This is a genomic window from Streptomyces sp. NPDC013317, from assembly GCF_055563155.1.
In genome coordinates this window covers 102,594-124,751 of record NZ_JBVHDX010000017.1, presented here as the reverse complement: position 1 = coordinate 124,751, position 22,158 = coordinate 102,594, and the positions used below count along the sequence as shown (strand labels likewise).

At 73.2% G+C, this 22,158-nt stretch carries 25 protein-coding genes; 17 read left to right on the top strand and 8 right to left on the bottom strand.

Features of this window, described 5'->3' with window-relative positions:
• The first annotated feature begins 446 nt into the window (after positions 1-446).
• From ACZ3IJ_RS32265 to ACZ3IJ_RS32220, 10 genes are all read left to right on the top strand, one after another.
• A complete protein-coding gene (locus ACZ3IJ_RS32265) occupies positions 447-1,490 on the top strand; it encodes a ParA family protein (RefSeq protein ID WP_229818740.1) in 1,044 nt (347 codons plus the stop codon).
• Positions 1,487-2,005 carry a hypothetical protein gene (locus ACZ3IJ_RS32260; RefSeq protein ID WP_467474087.1) on the top strand — a complete coding sequence of 173 codons (519 nt, stop codon included), beginning with the start codon at positions 1,487-1,489 and terminating at the stop codon, positions 2,003-2,005. The genes ACZ3IJ_RS32265 and ACZ3IJ_RS32260 overlap by 4 nt, the downstream gene beginning before the upstream one ends.
• Positions 2,006-2,051: 46 nt before the next feature.
• Positions 2,052-3,389, top strand: coding sequence for a segregation and condensation protein A (locus tag ACZ3IJ_RS32255; protein ID WP_467474027.1), 1,338 nt, complete (start codon positions 2,052-2,054; stop codon positions 3,387-3,389).
• Positions 3,386-3,994: an SMC-Scp complex subunit ScpB gene (scpB, locus tag ACZ3IJ_RS32250; RefSeq protein ID WP_391799485.1), complete on the top strand. Its 609-nt coding sequence runs from the start codon at positions 3,386-3,388 to the stop codon at positions 3,992-3,994. The genes ACZ3IJ_RS32255 and scpB overlap by 4 nt, the downstream gene beginning before the upstream one ends.
• Complete coding sequence (locus tag ACZ3IJ_RS32245; RefSeq protein ID WP_467474024.1) at positions 3,994-5,118, top strand: pseudouridine synthase; 1,125 nt, start codon at positions 3,994-3,996, stop codon at positions 5,116-5,118. The genes scpB and ACZ3IJ_RS32245 overlap by 1 nt, the downstream gene beginning before the upstream one ends.
• Positions 5,119-5,266: 148 nt before the next feature.
• Entirely contained in the window at positions 5,267-5,920 is a 654-nt protein-coding gene (pnuC, locus tag ACZ3IJ_RS32240) for a nicotinamide riboside transporter PnuC (protein ID WP_467474021.1), read from the top strand.
• Positions 5,917-6,996 carry an AAA family ATPase gene (locus ACZ3IJ_RS32235; RefSeq protein WP_467474018.1) on the top strand — a complete coding sequence of 360 codons (1,080 nt, stop codon included), beginning with the start codon at positions 5,917-5,919 and terminating at the stop codon, positions 6,994-6,996. Before pnuC ends, ACZ3IJ_RS32235 begins: the two co-directional genes overlap by 4 nt.
• Positions 6,993-7,742, top strand: a complete 750-nt coding sequence (locus ACZ3IJ_RS32230; protein ID WP_467474016.1) for an NUDIX hydrolase — start codon at positions 6,993-6,995, stop codon at positions 7,740-7,742. Before ACZ3IJ_RS32235 ends, ACZ3IJ_RS32230 begins: the two co-directional genes overlap by 4 nt.
• Entirely contained in the window at positions 7,739-8,764 is a 1,026-nt protein-coding gene (locus ACZ3IJ_RS32225; protein ID WP_467474013.1) for an ADP-ribosylglycohydrolase family protein, read from the top strand. The genes ACZ3IJ_RS32230 and ACZ3IJ_RS32225 overlap by 4 nt, the downstream gene beginning before the upstream one ends.
• A gap of 21 nt (positions 8,765-8,785) precedes the next feature.
• Complete coding sequence (locus tag ACZ3IJ_RS32220; protein WP_467474010.1) at positions 8,786-9,550, top strand: nucleotidyltransferase domain-containing protein; 765 nt, start codon at positions 8,786-8,788, stop codon at positions 9,548-9,550.
• Here ACZ3IJ_RS32220 and ACZ3IJ_RS32215 read toward each other — a convergent pair.
• From ACZ3IJ_RS32215 to ACZ3IJ_RS32205, 3 genes are read right to left on the bottom strand one after another with little or no spacing between them, the layout of a single operon-like run.
• The gene (locus tag ACZ3IJ_RS32215; RefSeq protein WP_467474007.1) at positions 9,536-10,225 is read right to left on the bottom strand and encodes a nucleotidyltransferase domain-containing protein; all 690 of its coding nucleotides are present in this window, start codon (positions 10,223-10,225) and stop codon (positions 9,536-9,538) included. The two genes, ACZ3IJ_RS32220 and ACZ3IJ_RS32215, sit on opposite strands and share 15 nt — an antisense overlap.
• Before the next feature lie 10 nt (positions 10,226-10,235).
• A complete protein-coding gene (locus ACZ3IJ_RS32210) occupies positions 10,236-10,727 on the bottom strand; it encodes a Rieske (2Fe-2S) protein (protein ID WP_467474004.1) in 492 nt (163 codons plus the stop codon).
• 45 nt (positions 10,728-10,772) lie between these two features.
• The gene (locus tag ACZ3IJ_RS32205; protein WP_391799497.1) at positions 10,773-11,108 is read right to left on the bottom strand and encodes a DUF952 domain-containing protein; all 336 of its coding nucleotides are present in this window, start codon (positions 11,106-11,108) and stop codon (positions 10,773-10,775) included.
• A gap of 106 nt (positions 11,109-11,214) precedes the next feature.
• Here ACZ3IJ_RS32205 and ACZ3IJ_RS32200 point away from each other — a divergent pair, with 106 nt between their 5' ends.
• From ACZ3IJ_RS32200 to der, 6 genes are all read left to right on the top strand, one after another.
• Entirely contained in the window at positions 11,215-11,637 is a 423-nt protein-coding gene (locus tag ACZ3IJ_RS32200) for a YidB family protein (RefSeq protein ID WP_467474001.1), read from the top strand.
• Positions 11,638-11,760: 123 nt separating this feature from the next.
• Entirely contained in the window at positions 11,761-12,123 is a 363-nt protein-coding gene (aroH, locus tag ACZ3IJ_RS32195) for a chorismate mutase (protein ID WP_467473998.1), read from the top strand.
• The gene (locus ACZ3IJ_RS32190) at positions 12,120-13,208 is read left to right on the top strand and encodes a prephenate dehydrogenase (protein WP_467473995.1); all 1,089 of its coding nucleotides are present in this window, start codon (positions 12,120-12,122) and stop codon (positions 13,206-13,208) included. The genes aroH and ACZ3IJ_RS32190 overlap by 4 nt, the downstream gene beginning before the upstream one ends.
• 126 nt (positions 13,209-13,334) lie before the next feature.
• Positions 13,335-14,021 (top strand): (d)CMP kinase, encoded by a 687-nt coding sequence (gene cmk, locus ACZ3IJ_RS32185; protein WP_391799500.1) that lies wholly within the window; start codon positions 13,335-13,337, stop codon positions 14,019-14,021.
• Between the two features lie 53 nt (positions 14,022-14,074).
• Positions 14,075-14,662 carry a lysophospholipid acyltransferase family protein gene (locus ACZ3IJ_RS32180; RefSeq protein ID WP_391799837.1) on the top strand — a complete coding sequence of 196 codons (588 nt, stop codon included), beginning with the start codon at positions 14,075-14,077 and terminating at the stop codon, positions 14,660-14,662.
• A gap of 70 nt (positions 14,663-14,732) precedes the next feature.
• Positions 14,733-16,181: a ribosome biogenesis GTPase Der gene (der, locus tag ACZ3IJ_RS32175; protein WP_391799501.1), complete on the top strand. Its 1,449-nt coding sequence runs from the start codon at positions 14,733-14,735 to the stop codon at positions 16,179-16,181.
• Positions 16,182-16,290: 109 nt separating this feature from the next.
• On the opposite strand, the gene ACZ3IJ_RS32170 is transcribed toward der, so the two are convergent.
• Both ACZ3IJ_RS32170 and ACZ3IJ_RS32165 read right to left on the bottom strand, forming a co-directional pair.
• A complete protein-coding gene (locus tag ACZ3IJ_RS32170) occupies positions 16,291-16,617 on the bottom strand; it encodes a hypothetical protein (protein ID WP_391799502.1) in 327 nt (108 codons plus the stop codon).
• A 128-nt stretch (positions 16,618-16,745) separates the two neighbouring features.
• Positions 16,746-17,528, bottom strand: a complete 783-nt coding sequence (locus ACZ3IJ_RS32165; RefSeq protein WP_467473991.1) for a hypothetical protein — start codon at positions 17,526-17,528, stop codon at positions 16,746-16,748.
• Between the two features lie 194 nt (positions 17,529-17,722).
• Between ACZ3IJ_RS32165 and ACZ3IJ_RS32160 the strand changes: the two genes are divergently transcribed.
• A complete protein-coding gene (locus ACZ3IJ_RS32160; RefSeq protein ID WP_467473987.1) occupies positions 17,723-18,292 on the top strand; it encodes a LysM peptidoglycan-binding domain-containing protein in 570 nt (189 codons plus the stop codon).
• Here the strand turns inward: ACZ3IJ_RS32160 and ACZ3IJ_RS32155 are convergent.
• From ACZ3IJ_RS32155 to ACZ3IJ_RS32145, 3 genes are read right to left on the bottom strand one after another with little or no spacing between them, the layout of a single operon-like run.
• A complete protein-coding gene (locus ACZ3IJ_RS32155; RefSeq protein ID WP_467473984.1) occupies positions 18,276-18,935 on the bottom strand; it encodes an ATP-binding cassette domain-containing protein in 660 nt (219 codons plus the stop codon). The two genes, ACZ3IJ_RS32160 and ACZ3IJ_RS32155, sit on opposite strands and share 17 nt — an antisense overlap.
• Entirely contained in the window at positions 18,932-21,673 is a 2,742-nt protein-coding gene (locus ACZ3IJ_RS32150; RefSeq protein WP_467473982.1) for an ABC transporter permease subunit, read from the bottom strand. Before ACZ3IJ_RS32150 ends, ACZ3IJ_RS32155 begins: the two co-directional genes overlap by 4 nt.
• Entirely contained in the window at positions 21,661-22,059 is a 399-nt protein-coding gene (locus ACZ3IJ_RS32145) for a hypothetical protein (RefSeq protein WP_467473978.1), read from the bottom strand. The genes ACZ3IJ_RS32150 and ACZ3IJ_RS32145 overlap by 13 nt, the downstream gene beginning before the upstream one ends.
• Positions 22,060-22,158: the final 99 nt, after the last annotated feature.

Genomic DNA, 22,158 nt, shown 5'->3' with positions numbered 1-22,158 from the left:
AGGCGCACGGCCTCGAGCACGTCGAGCTGGCGAGCCTCCTGGGCTGAGCTCCTTAGACGTCGCGTCAACCGACGCCGTCAACCTCACGCATCCGGCCACGTTCGGGGCGCCGATCAACTCGCCTCGAACGTAACCCTTTAACCGTTTCGCACACCCCCGAAACGTGTGGATGCATGGCTGCGCACCCTTGACAGAGACGTGTTCGGTTGCCGACACATCGGGCCGGGTCCGGCGGATTGTGTTGCTGCGGAGCGGTGACACGCCATAGAGTCGCCAACCGTCGGCATGGTGCCACGCTGACCTATCGATAAATGTTCCTGGTCACATCCAAGGAGGTAAGACGACTTGTGAATGAGTCGACATTTACTCCCGGGGGCGGACAGCCAGGAATCCCTGTCGGCTCCGTCGCTGTCCGCACCTTCGCGACCAACGCGACGCATCAGCCCATGACGACAGCCCACACGATGAAGATGATGGACGGCCTACACGTGAACGCCACGGCCGGCAACGAGAGTGGCCGAGAGTCCACCCACTTCGCCGCCTACGACGAGGTGCCCGAGGGGCACTTCTACGACCCTGACGCCGAGTACGAGCCCGACCCGGAGTACGCGGCCACCCTCGCACCCGACGCTGCCCGTCAGCGCCGCGAGCGGATCGGCCCGACCGGACGGCCCCTGCCGTACTTCCCGATCCCGGGTCCGCTGACCGATCACGGACCCGCGAAGATCATCGCGATGTGCAACCAGAAGGGCGGCGTCGGCAAGACGACGTCGACCATCAACCTGGGCGCCGCGCTCGCGGAGTACGGACGGCGGGTGCTGCTCGTCGACTTCGACCCGCAGGGAGCCCTGTCGGTCGGTCTCGGTGTGAACCCGATGGAGCTCGACCTCACCGTCTACAACCTGCTCATGGAGCGGGGCATGTCGGCGGACGAGGTGCTGCTCAAGACCGCCGTGCCCAACATGGACCTGCTGCCGAGCAACATCGACCTGTCGGCGGCCGAGGTGCAGTTGGTCAGCGAGGTGGCGCGCGAGTCGACGCTGCAGCGCGCCCTCAAGCCGCTGATGAACGACTACGACTACATCGTGATCGACTGTCAGCCTTCGCTCGGCCTGCTGACCGTGAACGCCCTGACGGCGGCTCACAAGGTCATCGTGCCGCTGGAATGCGAGTTCTTCGCGCTGCGCGGTGTGGCCCTGCTGACCGAGACGATCGAGAAGGTCCAGGAGCGGCTCAACCCCGAGCTGGAGCTCGACGGCATCCTCGCCACGATGTACGACTCCCGTACGGTGCACAGCCGTGAGGTCCTGGCGCGTGTGGTCGAGGCCTTCGACGACCACGTCTACCACACCGTCATCGGCCGTACCGTGCGCTTCCCGGAGACCACGGTCGCCGGTGAGCCGATCACGACGTACGCGTCGAACTCGGTGGGTGCGGCCGCCTATCGTCAGCTCGCCAGGGAGGTGCTCGCCCGGTGTCACGCCGAGTGAGTCTGCCCGGCGCCGACGAACTGTTCCGTACGACCGGGGGGATGGCGCTGCAGTCCTCCTCGCCCCGGGGCCGGGTGCCGGCTCCGGCGGGCGAGAGCGACACGGAGGCGGCGGAGGGCTCGGGCACGGGCTCCGGCTCCGGCGCGGTCTCCGCCGAGCACTCGGCGGCGCAGCCCGCGGATCAGGCGGAGCCGCGGGCCCGCGCGACGGAGCCCGCGGCGGCGCCGTCCACGGCCGCCCAGGGGCCGGCGGCGGCCCCCGCTCAGGCCCGGCGGCGCGGCCGGTCGCCGAACCGGCGGCCCAGCGGACGTGAGCGGCACGACGAGAAGATCACGGTCTACGTCTCCGCCGAGGAGCTGATGGACCTGGAGCACGCCCGCCTGGTGCTCCGGGGTGAGCACGGGCTGGCCGTGGACCGCGGCCGGATCGTCCGTGAGGCGGTCGCGGTGGTCCTGGCGGACCTGGAGTCCCGGGGCGACGCGAGCATCCTCGTGCGCCGCCTGCGCGGCCGCTGAGGGTAGCCTGCGGGCTGCACGCCCCCTTGCTCCTCCCTGGACCCCGATGCCGCCACCCCCTGCCGAAACGTCCCGCCCCCCGCACCGCCGCGCCCTGGGCCGTGGCCCGGGCACGGCCGCGCCCGCGGCGCCACCCCCCGAGGACCAGGACCCCACGGCCCCCGCGGCCACACCGGAGGGCGGGACGCCCCCGGACGGCTCCCACGGCGCGACGCCGCCCACCGGCGCCGACACGCCGCCCACCGGCGCCTACACAGCCTCTACCGGCGCCGACACGCCGCCCACCGGCGCCTACACAGCCTCTACCGGCGCCGACACGCCGCCCACCGGCGCCTACACAGCTCCTACCGGCGCCGACACGCCGCCCACCGGTGCCTGCACAGCTCCTACCGGCGCCGACACGCCGCCCACCGCCCCCGAGGCACTCCCCGGCCCGGGCACGGCCCCCGGCCCCGCGGCGACCGAGCGGGACGCGACCGCCGAATCCGCCGTGCCCGCCGCCACCGCCGCGCCCCCCGCCGCCACCGCCGAGCCCCCCGCCGGCGCCGCGTCCGGCGCAGACGTCGCCACCGCCGAGCCGGGCGCCCCCGGCGGCGACGGGCGGTTCACGGTTCGGCTGGCGAACTTCGAGGGGCCCTTCGATCTCCTCCTCCAGCTCATCTCCAAGCACAAGCTCGACGTCACCGAAGTCGCCCTCTCCAAGGTCACCGACGAGTTCATGGCGCACATCCGTGCCATGGGACCCGACTGGGATCTCGATCAGACCACCGAGTTCCTCGTCGTCGCCGCCACGCTGCTCGATCTCAAGGCCGCCCGGCTGCTGCCCGCCGCCGAGGTGGAGGACGAGGCCGACCTCGCGCTCCTGGAGGCGCGGGACCTGCTCTTCGCGCGGCTCCTGCAGTACCGCGCGTACAAGCAGATCGCCGAGATCTTCAACGAGCGGTGGGAGACCGAGGGCCGCCGGCACCCCCGGACCGTCGGCCTGGAGGCCCATCACGCCGAGCTGCTCCCCGAGGTCGTCATCTCCCTCGGCGCCGAGGGCTTCGCCAAGCTCGCCGTGAAGGCCATGCAGCCCAGGGCCAAGCCGCAGGTGTACGTCGACCACATCCACGCCCCCCTCGTCAGCGTCCGCGAACAGGCCGGCATCGTCGTCGCCCTCCTGCGCGAGCGCGGGAGCGTCAGCTTCCGCGAGCTCGCCGACGGTGCCGGCGACACCCTCACCGTCGTCGCCCGCTTTCTCGCCCTCCTGGAGCTCTACCGGGAGAAGGCCGTCGCCCTCGACCAGGACGACGCCCTCGGGGAGCTGACCGTCACCTGGACGGGCGGCGACCAGGAGACCCAGGTCACCGACGAGTTCGATCAACCCGTGGAGGAGAAGGCATGAGCGACCTCAGGCCCGCCCTCGAAGCCGTTCTCATGGTCGTCGACGAGCCGGCCACGGAGGCCCATCTCGCGAAGGTCCTGGAACGCACCCCGCGCGAGGTCGCCGACGCCCTGCGCGAGCTCGCCGACGAGTACACCGTCCAGGGCCGCGGCTTCGAGCTGCGGCTCGTCGCCGGCGGCTGGCGCTTCTACTCCCGCCCCGAGCACGCCGCCGCCGTCGAGGCCTTCGTCCTCGACGGACAGCAGGCCCGCCTCACCCAGGCGGCCCTGGAGACCCTCGCCGTCGTCGCGTACCGCCAGCCCGTCAGCCGTTCCCGCGTCTCCGCGGTCCGCGGAGTGAACTGCGACGGGGTCATGCGCACCCTCCTCCAGCGCGGTCTTGTGGAGGAGGCGGGCGCGGAACCCGAAACAGGTGCGATCCTGTACAGGACGACGAACTACTTCCTGGAGCGGATGGGCCTGCGCGGCCTCGACGAGCTCCCGGAGCTCGCGCCCTTCCTCCCCGAGGCGGACGCGATCGAGGCGGAGACGCTGGAAGGAGTCCCGTCGTTCGATCCGGACCTTCCGGATCGCGAAGACGTAAGAGACAAGACGACGGACATTTGATGCGAAGCAGCAGCGGCAGGAACAGCGGAAACAACGGCGGGAGCCGTGGTGGCAACAGCGGTGGCCGCGGCAATTACCGGGGCGCCGGCAACAGCCGTGACGACCGGCAGGGCGGCGGCAGCGGCGGCGGCAGCGGCCGGCCTCGCAACCCCCGCCCCGAGGAGCGCAAGTACGACGTGGGCGGCTCCGGCGGCGGCCCCTCCGACGGCCCCAAGCGGGGCCGTGGCGCCGCCGCCCGCGGTGGTGCCAAGGGCGGGCCGAAGCAGTCGCCGCAGCGCGGTGGCGGCCGTACGGCCCCGGCGCGTTCGCGTGAGTACGACGCCCGTACCGAGGAGCGCAACCGGGAGCGGTACGCGAACAAGCCGCAGGTGAAGACCCCCAAGACCTTCCCCGGCGCCGAGCAGGAGGGTGAGCGGCTGCAGAAGGTGCTCGCCCGCGCCGGCATGGGCTCGCGCCGTGCGTGCGAGGAGCTGATCGAGCAGGCCAGGGTCGAGGTCAACGGCGAGATCGTGCTCGAGCAGGGTATGCGCGTGGACCCGGAGAAGGACGAGATCAAGGTCGACGGCCTGACCGTCGCGACCCAGTCGTACCTCTTCTTCGCGCTGAACAAGCCGGCCGGTGTCGTCTCCACGATGGAGGACCCCGACGGCCGTCAGTGCCTCGGCGACTACGTCACCAACCGCGAGACCCGGCTCTTCCACGTCGGCCGGCTCGACACGGAGACCGAGGGCATCATCCTCCTCACCAACCACGGTGAGCTGGCCCACCGCCTCACGCACCCGAAGTACGGCGTGAAGAAGACCTACCTGGCCGCCATCACCGGCCCGCTGCCCCGCGAGGTCGGCCGGCTGCTCAAGGAGGGCATCCAGCTGGAGGACGGCTACGCCCGCGCGGACCACTTCCGCGTCGTCGAGCAGACGGGCAAGAACTACCTGGTCGAGGTCACGCTGCACGAGGGCCGCAAGCACATCGTGCGCCGCATGCTCGCCGAGGCGGGCTTCCCGGTCGAGAAGCTCGTCCGTACCGCCTTCGGTCCGATCGGTCTCGGCGACCAGAAGTCGGGCTGGCTGCGCCGTCTGACGAACACCGAGGTCGGCATGCTGATGAAGGAAGTCGGCATGTAGCGCCGTCGCCTCACCCGCAGAAGACCGTTCACGCGAAGAAGCCCGTGACCGCCCGCCCGGCGGTCACGGGCTTCTTCGCGTGCGCTGTCGTACTTGTGGATCAGCCGCCCCGCCCTTTATAGTCAATATGACTCTTAAGGAGGCGGGCGTGAGCCTCGCACAACTTCTCGAACCCCTGCAGCGGCCTCTCTTCACCCTTCTGGACACCCCGGTCAGCTGGACCGAGGTCCTCGGCTTCGGCAGCGGTGCCCTCTGCGTCTGGCTGGTCGCCCGCCAGCACCTCGCCAACTGGCCCGTCGGCATCGCCAACAACCTCTTCTTCGTCCTGCTCTTCACGCAGGCGGGGCTCTACGCCGACGCCGGCCTCCAGATCGTCTTCATCACCCTCGCCGTGTACGGCTGGTGGACCTGGACCCACGGGGGTGGCCCGGGCTCCGACACCCTCCCGGTGCGCCGCACCACGCGCACCGAGTGGACATGGCTGATCACGGCGGGGGTGGTGGGGACCCTCGCGCTCACGCTGCTGCTCGACCGCGCCACCGACTCGACCGTCCCCTTCTGGGACGCGGCGACGACCGCGCTCTCCCTCATGGCGACCTACGGTCAGTGCCGGAAGCGGCTGGAGTCCTGGTGGCTCTGGATCGCCGCCGACCTCGTGTACATCCCCCTGTACGCGTACAAGGAGCTGTACCTCACCTCCCTGCTGTACGCCGGCTTCCTGACGCTCTGCGTCCTCGGCCTGCGCAACTGGAGCCGCGACCTCACCGCACGGCAGGCCCTCCCCGTGGAGGCGACGGCATGAAGACGTACGGACACGGCCTGGTCCTCGGCAAGTTCTATCCGCCGCACGCCGGCCACCACCACCTCGTCCGCACCGCCCGCGACCGCTGCGAGCGCCTCACCGTGCTCGTCTGCGCCTCCTCCGTCGAGAGCCTGACCCTGGAGGACCGCGTCGCCTGGATGAGAGAGATCCACCCCGACGTCCTCGTCGTCGGTGCCGTCGACGACATCCCCGTCGACCTCCTCGATCCCGATGTGTGGGCGGCCCACATGGCCGTCTTCCGGGCCGCGGTGCCCGAACCCGTCGACGCCGTCTTCACCTCGGAGTCGTACGGAGAGGAGCTGGCCCGCCGCTTCGGCGCCGAGTCCGTCTGCGTCGACCCGGACCGTACGCTCTTCCCGGTCTCCGGCACCGCCGTCCGCAAGGACCCCGTCGGCTGCTGGGACCTCCTCGCACCGCCCGTGCGTGCCGCGCTCACCCGGCGCGTGGTCGTGCTCGGCGCCGAGTCCACCGGCACCACCACCATGGCCCGCGCCCTGACCGACCACTACCGGTCCAGGGGCGGCGTCTGGGCCGGGACCCGCTGCGTACCGGAGTACGGCCGCGAGTTCAGCGAGGTCAAGCTCGCCGAACTCCAGGCCCTGCGCCCCGGAGCCACCTGGGAGGACGTCACCTTCCACTCCGAGGACTTCCCGCTCATCGCCCTGCGCCAGTCCGAACTGGAGGAGGAGGCCGCGCGCACCGGGTCGCCGGTGCTCTTCTGCGACACCGACGCCTTCGCCACCACCATCTGGCACGAGCGGTACATGGGCACCACCAGCCCCGCGGTCGGCGAGATCGCCGCGCGCGGCCGGCAGCACCTGTGGCTGCTGACCGACCACGAGGGCGTCGCCTTCGAGGACGACGGGCTGAGGGACGGAGAACACCTGCGGCCCTGGATGACGGCCCGCTTCCACGCCCAGCTCTCCCGCACCGGACGGCGCACGGCCGTGCTCACCGGGCCGCACGAGGAGCGGCTCGCGGCGGCGATCACCGCCGTGGACGCCCTGCTCGCCGAGGGCTGGAACCTCGCCGATCCCCTGCCGGAGCGCCGATGACCCCGCCCCGGGCCCCCGAGGGCTACGACCCGCACGCCTTCGAGCCGTTCGCCGTCACCGTCGACCTCGCCGTCTTCACCCTCCGCGAGGAACGGCTCCACGTGCTGCTCGTCGAACGCGGACAGCTGCCGTACGCCGGGGCGTGGGCGCTGCCCGGCGGCTTCGTCCTGCCCCGCGAGTCCGCCGAGACCGCGGCGCGCCGCGAACTGGCCGAGGAGACCGGCCTCTCCGAGGACACCGTCGCCGGGCTCCACCTCGAACAGCTGCGGACGTACAGCGAACCGGACCGCGACCCGCGGATGCGGGTCGTCTCCGTCGCCTTCGCGGCGCTCGTCCCGGACGCTCCCGAACCGCGGGGCGGCGGCGACGCGGCGCGGGCGCTCTGGAAGCCGTACGGGGCGCAACGCGCGTACGGGCCCCTCGCCTTCGACCACGACCGGATCCTCGGCGACGCCCACGACCGGGTCGGCGCCAAGCTCGAGTACACCTGCCTCGCCACCGCCTTCTGCCCGCCGGAGTTCACGATCGGCGAGCTGAGGCAGGTGTACGAGACGGTCTGGGGCGTCGAACTCGACCGCCCCAACTTCCGGCGCAAGGTCCTCGCCACGCCCGGCTTCGTCCAGGCCGTCGAGGGACCACCGCGCCTCACCGGCGGACGGGGGAAACCGGCCGCTCTCTACCGGGCGGGGGAGGCCACGGCCCTCCACCCGCCGCTGCTGCGACCGGAAGGACGATCCACCTCATGAGGACCACCACCAAGCAGGCCGCCACCGGTTCCCTGATCGGGCTGGCGCTCGGGGACGCGCTCGGCTTCCCCACGGAGTTCAACGACGTCCCGTCGATCTTGGCGAAGTCCGGCCCCTGGCGGGAGATGGAGCTCCCGGGCGGCCCGAACGGCCCTGCGTACGTCACCGACGACACCCAGATGACCCTCGCCCTCGCCCGCGGCATCCGGGCATGCCAGCAGCGGGGGGTGGTGGGCCCCGAGCGGTTCGCCGCGCTCGTCCGCCCGGAGTTCGTCGCCTGGTACCACTCCCCGGAGAACAACAGGGCGCCGGGGAACACGTGCCTGCAGGCCTGTGACCTCCTCGACAGCGACCGCGCCTGGCAGGACGCCAGCCAGATCCACTCCAAGGGCTGCGGCGCCAACATGCGCGTCGCGCCGCTCGGCCTCGTACCCGGGCTGAGCGAGGAGCAGCGGTCGGGCGCCGCCCAGCTCCAGTCGGCGCTCACCCACGGCCACCCGACCGCCCTCGCCGCCTCCGACCTGACGGCCCGCGCCGTGTACCTGCTGACCCAGGGCGTCGACCCGACGGGCCTCGTGGGGCACCTCCGCTCGTACGCGTACGAGAACCGGTCCGTCTACCGCGAGAGCTGGCTCGGCGACCTGTGGACCCGCTCCCAGGACCCCTCCGCCCGGCACTTCACCGAGCGCGGCTGGGACGAGTGCCTGGCCGTCCTGGAGAAGCTGGACGCCGTGCAGCGCACCGCGGACCCGGAGCTCGACCCCTGCACGTACACGGGCGACGGCTGGATCGCCGAGGAGGCCCTGGCCACCGGCCTCCTCTGCTTCCTGCTCTTCCCCGAGGACCCCGTCACGGCCCTCCGCCGCGCCGCCTGCACGCGCGGCGACTCGGACTCGATCGCCTGCCTTGCCGGCGCCTTCGCGGGCGCCCACCTCGGCGCGGGCGCGTGGCCGAAGGAGTGGGAGGAGCGGATCGAGTACCGCAGCGAACTACTGACCCTGGGCGCCCTCTGGGACGTATGACCCACCTGGCAGGCTGACGCCATGACCGTCACCCTGGTACCCGAAGTCGACCTCTCCGCCGTCGTCGCCGAACAGCCCGACCCGCTGGTCTTCGCGACCGTCTCGGGCGCCCATCTCTACGGGTTCCCGTCCCGCGACTCGGACGTGGACCTGCGCGGCGCGCACCGGCTGCCGGTGGAGGGCCTGATCGGGCTGCGCGAGCCCGAGGAGACCCGCAGCCGTATGTGGGAACAGGACGGCGTGGAGATGGACCTGGTCACGCACGACGTGCGGAAGTTCGTCCGGCTGATGCTGCGGCGCAACGGCTACGTCCTGGAGCAGCTGCTGTCGCCGCTCGTCGTCCACACCTCCGACGCCCACGCCGAGCTGGTCTCCCTGGCGCCGCGGGTGCTCACCGGCCACCACGCCCACCACTACCGGGGGTTCGCGGGGACGCAGTGGCGCCTGTTCGAGAAGACGGAGGAACTGAAGCCGCTGCTCTACACCGTCCGGGCGCTGCTCACCGGCATCCATCTGATGCGCTCCGGAGAGATCCAGGCCCATCTCCCCACGCTCCTCGGGGAGGTCGCCGAGGCGCCCGCGTACGTGGCGGAGCTGATCGACGCGAAGGCGGCGGCCGAACACGGGCCGGCCGAGGTCGACCTGACGCGCGTACGGGACGACGTGGAGGCGCTGCACTGCGTCCTGGACGCCGCGCAGGCCGCGACGGCGCTCGGCGGGGAGGCCACGGGGGCGCTCGACGCGCTGCACGACTTCGTCGTGCGGCTGCGGCTAGAGGGAGCGTAGGGCCGAGGCGCGGCGGGCGCGGATCAGGAAGTCCTGCACGCGCGCGTGGTCCGGGGCGGCCGGGAGGGGGGAGCGGGTGGCCGCCGTGTCGGCCTCCTCGGTGAGGCGGGTCATCCAGGACTCGACCTCCGTCCACGGGACCTCCCCGCGCTTCACCGCCAGCAGGCGGTCGCGGTCGGTGCCCACGTGGATGGTCAGCTCCCCGGTGCGCAGCAGGTCGCGGCAGCTCATCAGCAGCCGCAGCAGATGCATCGCGTGCTTCCAGCGCGGGTGACCGTGCTGGCGGACGTCCGCGTCGAGCTTCCTGCGCTGCCCGCCCGCGTACCGGACGAAGGTCTGGTGGGCTTGGCGGGAGAGGAACGCCTCGCGCAGCGCGACCAGTTCGCGGCCGGTCTCGTCGATGTGCTCGACCACGGGGGAGTGCAGGCATTCCAGGACGTTCGGATTCGCGCGCAGCGCCAGCTCGCAGAAGCGTTCCAGCTCCCAGCTGAACTGCTCCTCCGCGGGCCCCTCCACGTGCGCCGGCGGCTTGTCGAAGCGCCAGAAGAGCGGGGTCGGGGCGAGGAAGACGCCCCGGCGGTCGGTGTCGCTGTCCTCGGTCTCCAGACCGAAGGCGCGCGACCCCATGACGCAGGAGTAGATCGTGTGGTCGCGCACCAGGTCTGCCGGAGTCATGCGGGCCAGGCTACGCGAGGGTGATCGAGTCTCCCGACACGGTGATCTCTTCGGCCGGGAGCGGGCGCGTGGCCGGTCCGTCGACCACCGAGCCGTCCGTGATGCGGAACTTGGAACCGTGGCACGCGCAGTCGATCGTGCCGTTCTCGACCTTGGCGACGATGCAGCCCTGGTGGGTGCAGATCGCCGAGAACGCCTTGAAGTCGTCCGCGGTCGGCTGGGTGACGACGATCTTCTCCTCCTTGAAGATCGTGCCGCCGCCGACCGGGATGTCGGACGTCCGGGCGAGCGCGTCCTGGGCCGGCGAGGTGGCAGGCGACCCGGTCGGCTCCTCCGCGGGCGTCGTCGTCGCCGCGGGCGTGGTGTCCGTGCCCGGGGCCGTCGGACTGGCGCTCGTACCGCTGTCCGTGTCGCCGTCGGAGCCGCAGCCGGTGGCCAGGGCGGCGACGGAGCCCGCACCGGCCATCAGCACGGTACGGCGGGGCGTGGTGTCAGGAGTCATGCCGTACAGCTTGGCCGCGCGCCAGGGCCGGGGTCCGCAACACGCCTAGACCCAGGGGGTCAGCTCCCTCGCTCGGCCGTCCGAGTCACGGCGCACCTCGTGGACCGCCGTGACGGCGGCCCGCTCGACGGGCCCGTAGACGTGTGGGAAGAGGACGTCCTCCGAGCCCTCCCAGCGGACCTCGGCGCTCAGCAGGGTCTCGTCGATGACCAGGACGAGGAGCGGACCGTGCGCGTCCCGGTAGTGGGCGTCGGCGACCGTCAGCGCCGCCGTCTCGTCCGGCGAGCAGTGGACGAAGCCCTCGGAGGCCAGCGAGGGCGGGGCGTAGGGGCGGTCGGGATCGGCGGACCATTCGTCCAGCGGTACGACGTGCAGCAGCATCCGACAGTTGTATCGCGCCGACCCGCGGCCCTGACTACCCCGAGTGGCGGCACTGTCCGGCCTGGGTGACATTGGCCGTGTTTCGTACCGGACGAAAGGCAGGACGATGGCAGGAAACGATCTCGGCAGTCTCCTCGGCGGTCTTCTGGGCGGCGGTCAGAGCGCCGGTGGGCAGGGCGGCGGAGACATCCTCGGCTCGCTGCTGGGCGCGCTGATGGCGGGCAAGGGCGGCGCGAACGGCTCCGATCCGCTCGGCGGACTGATGGAGATGCTGACGAGGTCCGGCCTCGCCGACCAGGCGCGGTCCTGGGTGGGCACCGGCCAGAACCAGCCCGTCAGCGGCGACCAGATCGCCCAGGCCCTCCCCGACGGGACGCTCGAGAAGGTCGCGCAGGACGCGGGTGTCAGCCGGCAGCAGGCCGCCGACGAGATCGCCCAGGTCCTGCCGTCCGCCGTCGACAAGCTGACCCCCCAGGGTCAGGTGCCGACGGGTTCGCTGGAGGACATCATCAGGCGGCAGCAGCTCTGACCCGGCTCCGCGGCGGCCCCCTCCCGTCTCGGAGGGCGGTCGCCGCGACGGCGTGTCCGCCGGGCTGACTAGGCTGATCGAAGCACTCTCGCAGGGTTTCGCAGGTCAGGTAAGGAGCACGACGTGGCGGTACGAGCGGTCCGAGGCGCCGTCCAGCTGGAACGGGACGAGGCCGGGCACATGAGTGAGCAGGTCGAGGAGCTGCTCACCGCCGTCCTGGAACGCAACGGGCTCACCGCCGACGACCTGATCAGCATCTGGTTCACGGCCACGCCCGATCTGCACAGCGACTTCCCGGCCGCCGCGGCCCGCCGCATCGGCGTCGTCGACGTGCCGCTGATCTGCGCGCAGGAACTGGACATCGAGGGTGCCATGCCGAGGGTCGTACGCCTCCTCGCCCACGTCGAGTCGGAGCTGCCCAAGTCCGCGATCGCGCATGTGTACCTCGGTGCCGCGGCCGCCCTGCGCAAGGACATCGCCCAGTGAGAACCGCGCTCGTCATCGGAACCGGCCTGATCGGCACCTCGGCCGCGCTCGCGCTCGCCGGGCGGGGCATCGCCGTCCACCTCCGCGACCACGACCCGGCACGCGCGCGTACGGCGGCGGCGCTCGGCGCAGGTACGGACGAGGCGCCCGAGGCGCCCGTCGACCTCGCGATCGTCGCCGTGCCCCCCGCGCACGTGGCGGCCACGCTGGCCGGCGCCATGCGGGAGGGGGTCGCACGCGGCTACCTGGACGTGGCGAGCGTCAAGGGCGGCCCGAAGCGGGAGCTGGAGGCGCTCGGGCTCGACCTCACCGCCTACATCGGGACGCACCCGATGTCGGGCAAGGAGCGCTCCGGCCCCCTGGCGGGGAGCGCGGACCTCTTCGAGGGACGGCCCTGGGTCCTCACGCCGACCCGCGACACCGACACCGAGGTCCTGAACCTGGCCCTGGAGCTGGTCGCGCTCTGCCGCGCCGTCCCGGTCGTGATGGACGCGGACGCCCACGACCGCGCGGTCGCGCTCGTCTCGCACACCCCCCAGCTCGTCTCCTCGATGGTCGCCGCGCGGCTGGAGGAGGCGGACGAGACGGCGGTACGGCTCTGCGGGCAGGGCATCCGTGACGTCACGCGGATCGCCGCCTCCGACCCGCGCATGTGGGTCGACATCCTGTCGGCGAACCCCGGTCCGGTCGCCGACGTCCTCTCCGGGGTCGCGGCGGACCTCGACGAGACGGTCCGGGCGCTGCGCTCGCTCCAGTCCACGGACGAGGAGAAGCGCCGCGAGGGCACGAGCGGCGTCGAGGACGTCCTGCGCCGCGGCAACGCCGGGCGCGCACGCGTCCCGGGCAAGCACGGCGCGGCGCCGGCGCAGTACGAGACGGTCGCCGTCCTCATCAGCGACCAGCCCGGCGAGCTGGCCCGCATCTTCGCGGACGCCGGCCGGGCGGGCGTCAACATCGAGGACGTCCGCATCGAGCACGCGACGGGCCAGCAGGCGGGTCACGTCCAGCTCATGGTCGAGCCCGCTGCGGCTCCCATGCTCGGCGCGGCTCTGAGGGAACGGGGCTGGGCGCTCAGGCAGGGGTGACGAAGGGCCGGGGCGGCCCCGGGCACGGGGCCGTCCGCGACCGCTCGGCCGAACGGGTTCCCGGGACTCGGTAACCTTGTGTAGGCCGCGCATGTCCGCGAGGCCGCACCCGCTCACCCCAGGAAGGTGTTCCCCACCGTGGAAACCGTGATCGTCGCCATCGACGGGCCCTCCGGCACGGGCAAGTCGAGCACCTCGAAGGCGGTTGCCGCCAAGCTGGGGCTGAGCTACCTGGACACCGGTGCGCAGTACCGGGCGATCACCTGGTGGATGATCAGCAACGGCGTCGACACCGGCGACGCCGAGGCCGTCGCCAACGCCGCCGCCAAGCCCTTCATCGTCTCCGGCACCGACCCGGCCCGGCCGACGATCACCGTCGACGGCGTCGACGCCGCCGGGCCGATCCGTACCGAAGAGGTCACCTCCAAGGTCAGCGCCGTCAGCGCCGTCCCCGAGGTCCGGGCCCGGATCACCGAGCTGCAGCGGTCCATCGCCAAGGAGGCCAAGGGCGGCATCGTCGTCGAGGGCCGGGACATCGGCACCACGGTCCTCCCCGACGCCGACCTCAAGATCTTCCTCACCGCCTCCCCCGAGGCCCGCGCCGCCCGCCGCTCCGGCGAGCTCAAGGGCGTCGACGTGGCCGCCACCCAGCAGGCCCTCATCAAGCGGGACGCGGCCGACTCCAGCCGTAAGACCTCCCCGCTCGCCAAGGCCGGCGACGCGGTCGAGGTCGACACGACCGAGCTGACGCTCGACCAGGTCATCGAGTGCGTCGTGACGCTGGTGGAGGAGAAGAGGGCGGCCGCGCAGTGACACAGCCCTCCCTGAGGGGCGCCGCGGTCGGGCGGGGTATCGGCATCGGGCTGATGTACGGCCTGTGGAGACCGCGCGTCCTCGGTGCCTGGCGCGTGCCGGCCACCGGACCCGTCATCTTCGCCGTCAACCACGCGCACAACATCGACGGCCCCATGCTCATGGGCACGGCGCCCCGGCCGGTGCACTTCCTGATCAAGAAGGAAGCGTTCGTCGGGCCGCTCGGACCCTTCCTGGAGGGCATCGGGCAGCTCAAGGTCGACCGGTCCACGGCCGACCGCGCCGCGATAGGGAACGCGCTGAGCGTTCTCGAGCAGGGTGGCGTCCTCGGGATCTTCCCCGAGGGCACCCGGGGCGAGGGCGACTTCGCCTCCCTGCGCGCGGGGCTCGCCTACTTCGCCGTCCGCAGCGGGGCGCCCATCGTGCCGGTGGCCGTCCTGGGAAGTTCCGAGCGCCGCGGACGGTTGGTCAAGGCACTGCCCCCGCTGCGCAGCCGTGTCGACGTCGTCTTCGGTGACGCGTTCGAGGCCGGGGACGGCAGCGGACGGCGGACCCGCAAGGCGCTGGACGACGCCACCGTACGTATTCAGGAGCGGCTGACCGGCCACCTGAAGGACGCCAGGCGCCTCACCGGGCGCTGAGCGAGACTCTGAGTAGTGGGCCCCGGGGCTCGGGGACCCACCGACCACGAATGATCAAGGAACGGACTTCATGAACGACCAGCACGACCACGGGGCACTTGGCGACGCCGAGTACGCGGAGTTCATGGAGCTCGCCGCGGAAGAGGGCTTCGACATCGAGGAGGTCGAAGGCGCGATCGAGGAGGCCGGGCACGGCCCGCTCCCCGTCCTCGCCGTCGTCGGCCGCCCCAATGTCGGCAAGTCGACCCTGGTGAACCGGATCATCGGCCGCCGCGAGGCCGTCGTCGAGGACAAGCCCGGCGTCACCCGCGACCGCGTGACCTACGAGGCCGAGTGGGCGGGTCGCCGCTTCAAGGTCGTCGACACCGGCGGCTGGGAGCAGGACGTCCTCGGCATCGACGCCTCCGTCGCCGCCCAGGCCGAGTACGCCATCGAGGCCGCCGACGCCTGTGTCTTCGTCGTGGACGCCACCGTCGGCGCCACCGACACGGACGAGGCCGTCGTCAAGCTGCTGCGCCGCGCCGGCAAGCCCGTCGTCCTCTGCGCCAACAAGGTCGACGGCCCCTCGGGCGAGGCCGACGCCACCGCCCTGTGGTCCCTGGGCCTCGGCGAGCCGTACCCGGTCTCCTCACTGCACGGCCGCGGTACGGGCGACATGCTCGACGCCGTCCTGGAGGCCCTGCCCGAGGCCCCCGCGCAGACCTTCGGCAACGCGATCGGCGGGCCCCGCCGGATCGCCCTCATCGGCCGCCCGAACGTCGGCAAGTCCTCGCTCCTGAACAAGGTCGCCAACGAGGACCGTGTGGTCGTCAACGAACTGGCGGGCACCACCCGCGACCCGGTCGACGAGCTGATCGAGCTCGGCGGCAAGACCTGGAAGTTCGTGGACACCGCCGGTATCCGCAAGAAGGTCCACCTCCAGGAGGGCGCCGACTACTACGCCTCCCTGCGGACCGCCGCCGCGGTCGAGAAGGCCGAGGTCGCCGTCGTCCTGATCGACACCACGGACAACATCTCGGTCCAGGACCAGCGCATCATCACGATGGCGGTCGAGTCCGGACGCGCGCTCGTGATCGCCTACAACAAGTGGGACGAGCTCGACGAGGAGCGGCGCTACTACCTGGAGCGCGAGATCGAGACGGAGATGCAGCAGGTCGCCTGGGCGCCCCGGGTCAACGTCTCCGCCAAGACGGGCCGCCACATGGACAAGCTTGTCCCGGCCATCGAGACCGCGCTCGCCGGCTGGGAGACCCGCGTCCCCACCGGCCGGCTGAACGCCTTCCTCGGCGAGCTGGTCGCCGCCCACCCGCACCCGATCCGCGGCGGCAAGCAGCCCCGCATCCTGTTCGGTACGCAGGCGGGCACCAAGCCGCCCCGGTTCGTCCTCTTCGCCTCCGGCTTCCTGGAGGCGGGCTACCGCCGCTTCGTCGAGCGCCGCCTGCGGGAGGAGTTCGGCTTCGAGGGCACGCCGATCCACATCTCGGTCCGGGTCCGCGAGAAGCGCGGCCGCAAGAAGTAGCCATGGCGTGAGTGCCGTGGCGCGAGTACGGCGGAGGGCCGGGGCGATGTGCCCCGGCCCTCCGCCGTACGTGCGCTCCTCCGGGAGACTCCCGGGATCCGCCGGCCCCCTACAGGCCCCTGCGGGGACCCGGCGGGAGGGCCGCCGGAAGGGCGGCCGGAACGTGGTGCTGCGCCGACCACGCCACCGGATGCGCTGCGGGCCGGTGTCCGTGGCTCCCGTAGAACCCCGCGCTCACCGGCGTCCCGAAGGCCCGGAAGCCGAGATCCTCCTCGCCGCTGCGGTCACCCGGCAGCGTGCGGAAGGACCGGCGGTACTCCGAGTACAGAGCGTCGTAGATCGGCGTGGCCGACTGGCCTGCCGTGACGTCCTGCGCCGGGCGCATGGACGGGATCTGACTCGGATAGGGCTGGCGGGGTGGGTCGTATGTGTGCACGTATGTGCCAACGACCCCGCCCTCCGTCGGATGCGGGCGGCTCTCCGAAAGAGAAGGCCGCCGGGGACTGGGCACGGTCGGACCCACGGGGACCCACGCCGGTCCTATGCCCGTCCGCCCGTGCTCCGTCACGTGCCGGCCAGCGGCATCGCGGCGGCGACCAGGCGCCCGTTGGCCGCGGCCTTCTCCAGGGCGTCCCGCAGCAGGTCCTCGCGCGGCTGCTGGCCGATCGACCCGACCGGAGCGGCGAAGACCAGGACCGTGTGCGACTTGTTGGCCGCCGCGCGCCAGCCCTCGGTGACCTGGAGCGGCTGGTGCGCCTGCCACCAGGCGGCCTGGCCGGTGCCGCCCGTACCCGGCTGGAGCACGGAGTGCAGCTGGCCCATGGCGACCAGCACGGACCAGCCGGGGAGGGTGCCCGGCTTCTGGTTCACGTCGGAGATCGGCTGGAAGCCCTGCTCGATGAGGAGCGGCAGGAACTCGTCGCTCAGCCCGTCGGTGCCCGGGCGGGCGACCGGCGCGGTCGGTTCGACGACCAGGGCCGGGTGCAGCTCGCCCTCGATCAGGACGAGGCCGCTGGTGACCCCCAGGACCGCCTGCTCGGGGTGGGCGGCGCCGAGCTCGTCCGCCGCGTCGGTGGCCGCGATGGAGCGGACGGCGCCCTGGAGCTGCTCCTCGGCGACCTTCACCACCTGGGACGGGATGCAGCTGGCGTGGGCGAACGCCAGGACCGCGGTCTCCTCGCCGACGAACAGCACCGTGCTCGTGCGCTCCTGCTCGGAGTCGCCCGGCGTGCGGCAGGAGGTGCAGTCGTAGCTGCCCGGGGCGTTGTCGCCGGCCAGCAGCCGGTCGGCTTCTTCGTCGCCGATCTCGGCGCGTACGTCCTCGCTGACGTCGAGCATGCGCGGCACGGGGGACTCCCTGGACTCGGTGCGTGCGACGCCGGGCGGTTCCCGGCTCGTCTCATGCCGAGTTCAACGGGGAAGGCTCGGCCGGGGTCACGCGTCCGGGTGCGGCAACTTGTGTGACTCCGACCGGGTGGGTGATGCGCGTCCTCCCGCGCGGCACGGGACCTGAGGGCCTCTCCACTGCCTAGCCTGCCGCGATGTCGAAGATCAGATTGTGGGCGGCCGGTGCGTCCGCCGCGGCGCTGATGGCCCTCGTCCCCGCGCCGGCCCAGGCACAAGCCCCGCACCTGTCCGCCGCCCGCGTCCCCGCCCCCGCCGGGATCCCCGCCTACGCCTGCGCCAAGGACCAGTGGCCGTGGGGCTGCGTCGCCGAGTGCGAGAGCGGCGGACGCTGGCACATCAACACCGGCAACGGCTACTACGGCGGGCTCCAGTTCTGGCAGCCGACCTGGGAGGGGCACGGCGGACTGCGGTACGCGAAGCGGGCCGACCTGGCGACCCGCGCGCAGCAGATCACGATCGCGGAGGAGGTGCTGCGTACCCAGGGGTGGGGAGCCTGGCCGGTCTGCTCCAAGCGGTACGGGCTGAGCGGGCGGGCGCACGTGGTCCAGCCGGGCGACACCCTCAGCTCGATCGCCCGCCGGTTCAGGATCGCGGGCGGCTGGCAGCCGCTGTACAAGGCGAACCGGAGCGTCGTCGGGGCGGACCCGAACCGGCTCCTCGTCGGGACGATGCTGCGGATCGCACCGCTCACCGCCCTGCGGTGAACTCGGCCGCCTCCCCGCTGAACGCGAGGGAGCCGCGGCGCAGCTCGTGCAGCAGCGTGCCGGACGGCAGTCCGGGCGGGGGCCGCTGCTCGGCGAGCACGACGGCGGCGCCGCCCGGCCGGGCGAGGGCGGCGAGCAGCCGGTACGTACGCGCGGCCACGGCGGGGGACATGCCCAGGGACGGTTCGTCGACCAGGACCACGCGGGCGGGGGTCACCAGGGCCCGGGAGAGCGCGAGCATCCGGCGCTCCCCGCCGGAGAGCGTGCCGGCGGGGCGCGCGAGCAGGGGGCGCAGCTCGGGGTAGGCCGCCAGCGCCCGCTCCCGGTCCCCGGGGGCCAGGTCCAGGTTCTCGGCGACGGTGAGTGTCGCGTACACCGCCCGCAGATCCGGTACGAGGCAGAGTCCGCGCCGCGCACGGGCGTGGGCGTGGAGGCGCGTCACGTCGGCGCCCCGCCACAGGACCCGGCCCGACGCGAGGCGAACGGTGCCGGCGAGGGCGCGCAGGGCGGTGGTGCGGCCGGAGCCGTTGCGGCCGACGAGGACGGTGACGGTCGCGCCCGGGACGGGCAGGTCGAGGCCGTGCAGGGCTTCCAGGGGGCCGTAGCGGACGCGGGCGGCGCGCAGGGCGATCTCGACGCTCATGACACGATCCGGCCTCCCTCCATGGTGTGCACGGTGTGGGCGACGCCGGCGACGAGATCCGGGTCGTGCTCGACGAGGAGGACGGTGAGGCCGTCGGCGGCGAGGGCGGCGAGGACCCGGGCGAGGGCGTCGGTCTCCTCGGCGTCCAGGCCGGCCGAGGGCTCGTCCAGGAGCAGGGTGTGGGGGTCGCCGGCGAGGGCGCGGGCCAGCTCGACACGGCGGAGCGTGCCGGTGGGGAGGTCGGCCGCGGGGTGGTGGCGGACGGAGCCGGAGAGGCCGAGGAGGCGGAGGGCCTGTTCGGTCTGCGCGGAGGAGCGGCGCCGGCCCTGTTCGGCGCCGAGGCGGACGTTGTCCTCGACCGTGAGGGACGGGAAGACGGCGAGCTGCTGGAAGGAACGGGCGACGCCGAGCCGGGTGCGGGCGTGGGCGGGGCGCGGGGTGATGTCGGCGCCGTCGAGGGTGACGCGGCCGCCGGTGGGGCGCAGGGTGCCGGCGAGGCAGTCGAAGAGGGTGCTCTTGCCCGCGCCGTTGGGGCCGACCAGGGCGGTGACCTGGCCCGGCGGGAGCTCGAGGGTGACATCGCTGAGGGCGGTGAGGCCGCCGGGATAGGTGAGGGTGAGGTGGTGGGCCCGGAGCCGGGGCGCCACAGCCGGGGGGCGTGGGCCGGCGGCGGGGTCGGGAGCGAGGCTGGGGGCTGGTGCGGGGCCGGGCGCCGGCGGGGGGCCGGGCAGGCGAGCGGACCGTCGGCGGTGCGGCCGATGGCCACCTCCCGTGCCGTCGCCACCTCCCGTTCCGTCGCCGCCTGCCGTTCCGTCGCCGCCTGCCGTTCCGTCGCCTTTCGCCGCGCCGGTCCCGGCCGCGGCGGGCGTGGCCGCCCTGCCCGGCCCGGTCTTGCCCTCCGTACCGGCCGTGCCCCCGGACGGGGAGGCCGGGGGAGCGTCACGGGGTGCGGCCGTGGCCTCGGCCGAGGGCCGTGCCCGGCGGGCGGGCAGCCAGGACGTCAGGGGCGGGATCCGGCCCGTCAGAGCAGCCAGGACGCCGATCGCGGCCGCCGCCACGCCACCCCTCGTGCCCGCGTCCAGGCCGACGAGGAGGGCCGCCGCGGCCAGCGGGGAGAGGAGGCTGTCCGCGCCAAGGACGATGACCGCGGCGAACCAGAGGAGCCCGCGGACAGGGTCGTACGCCTCCGGGTCGAAGGCGCGCAGGCCCATGCCGAGGAGGCCGCCGCCCAGGGCCGCCAGGGCCGCGCCCAGGACGAAGGCCAGGATCTTCAGCGGGCCCACCCGCACCCCGGCCGCCTCCGCGCCGCCCTCGTGGTCGCGCAGGGCGGCGAGCGCACGGCCCGTGCGGCCCCGGCGCAGGGCCGCGACCAGGACGAGGCAGCAGGCCAGGACGACGAGCTCCAGGGCGTAGTAGCGGCGGTCGTCGGCGAAGCCCGCCGGGCGCCCGAGCTCCAGGCCGGCCGTCGCGTAGGGCTGCGCGAAGACGAACCGGCTCACCGCCACCCCGACGGCCAGCGTCGCGAGCGCCAGGGCCAGGCCGTGGCGCCGGATCGCCGGCCACCCCGTCACCAGGCCCAGCGGGGCCACGATCAGCACCGCGAGCGCGAGCGCGACCAGCTCCGGCAGACCGCCCGCCGCGAGCAGCGCCGTGAACAGCGCTCCCAGGCCCGCGTACGCCGCCTGGCCGAGCGCGATCTGCCCGCCCCGGCCCGTCACCACCACCAGGGAGAGGAGCACGATCGCGAGCGCCGGGACCTGGATCGCCGTGTGCAGATCCGTGCCCGCGAAGCCCACGGGGAGCAGGAAGAGCACCCCGACCGTGAACCAGACGCCCGGCGCGGTCCGGGGCGCGACGGCCGGCGGCGGCAGCGCGTCCTGGCCGCGCCCGGCGACCCCCGGCAGGACCAGCGCGGCCACAAGGAGTGCGAGCACGAAGAGGTTCGCCCCCACCGCCTGCACCAGCGGCCCCGCCCACCCCTCCGGGTGGAGCCGGGTCAGCTGCGCCTGCGCCACGCCCAGCGCGAGAGCCGTCACGATCGCGACCGGCAGGCTCCGCATCCGGGCCACCACCGCGACCGCGATCACCTCGAGGACGAGAAGCGGCAGCCCGTACGGGTCGAGCCGTACGTACGGGGCCAGCAGCACCCCCGTCAGACCGGCCGTGAAAGCGCCGAACGCCCATCCCGCCGCCGAGACCCGGTCCGCGTCGATCCCGCCCAGCATCGCCAGGGGCCGGTTGTCCACCACCGCCCGCAGCTCGCGCCCGAACCGGGTCCACCGGGTCACCGCCCCCACGGCGACGGCCAGCAGCACCACCGCCGCGAGCTGTGTCCACGGGTCGTCGCCGAGCAGCACCGGCGCGTCCGCCCGCGCGCCGGTGCCCCACACCAGCGCCGCACCGCCCACCAGGAGCACGAAGACACCGATGGAGGCCACCAGGGTCTGCGCCGGGCTGGAACCGAGCAGCGCCAACGGCCGGAACACCGCCCGGTCGAGGACCAGACCGATTCCGGGAGCGACCACGAAGAGCGTCACCAGCGCGCCCAGGGACAGCGGCCAGCCCCACTCGACCACCAGCTGCCGCAGCACGTACGCGCAGACCATGGCGATCGCCCCGTGCGCCAGGTTCAGCACGCCCGTCGCGCGGTACGTGACGATCAGTCCGATGCCGGTGAGCGCGGCGGCGCTGCCGACCGCGAGTCCGGCGAGCGTGAGGTCGTACGTCAGCGAGGCCACGGCTCACACACCGGACAGGGGCCGAGCTCCGCGTCCCCGGCCGGCTCGGCGTCCGCCCGGCCCGCCACGAGCGGGCAGTCGGGCCGGTGGGCGAGTGTCCCGCCCGGCACCCGGACCGGCGGCTCCTCGGACGACGGCGGGGCCGTGTCCTCGAGGGCCTTCGCGGGCGGGGCGGTTCTGCGCACCGGCACCCGGCCCGCCGCCCCGACCAGCACCGCCCCGGCGACGATCAGCGCCGCCCCCGGCACCGTGCACGAGGCGAGGAAGGGCAGTTGCCGTTCGGCGAACCGCTCGCCGGAGATCCCGTACCACCCCAGGACGCAGAGCACCGCGCCGCCGGCCGCCGCCGCGAGGCCGGCCCACAGCAGTACCCGGGATGTCGGCACGGGACCTCCTCGTCTCCGCCCCCGAGCGACTCGCCCTTGATGTCCATGTTCCTTGCACTATGCCCTTAATCGGCTCACCCTGGAATCATCAGGGCGCCC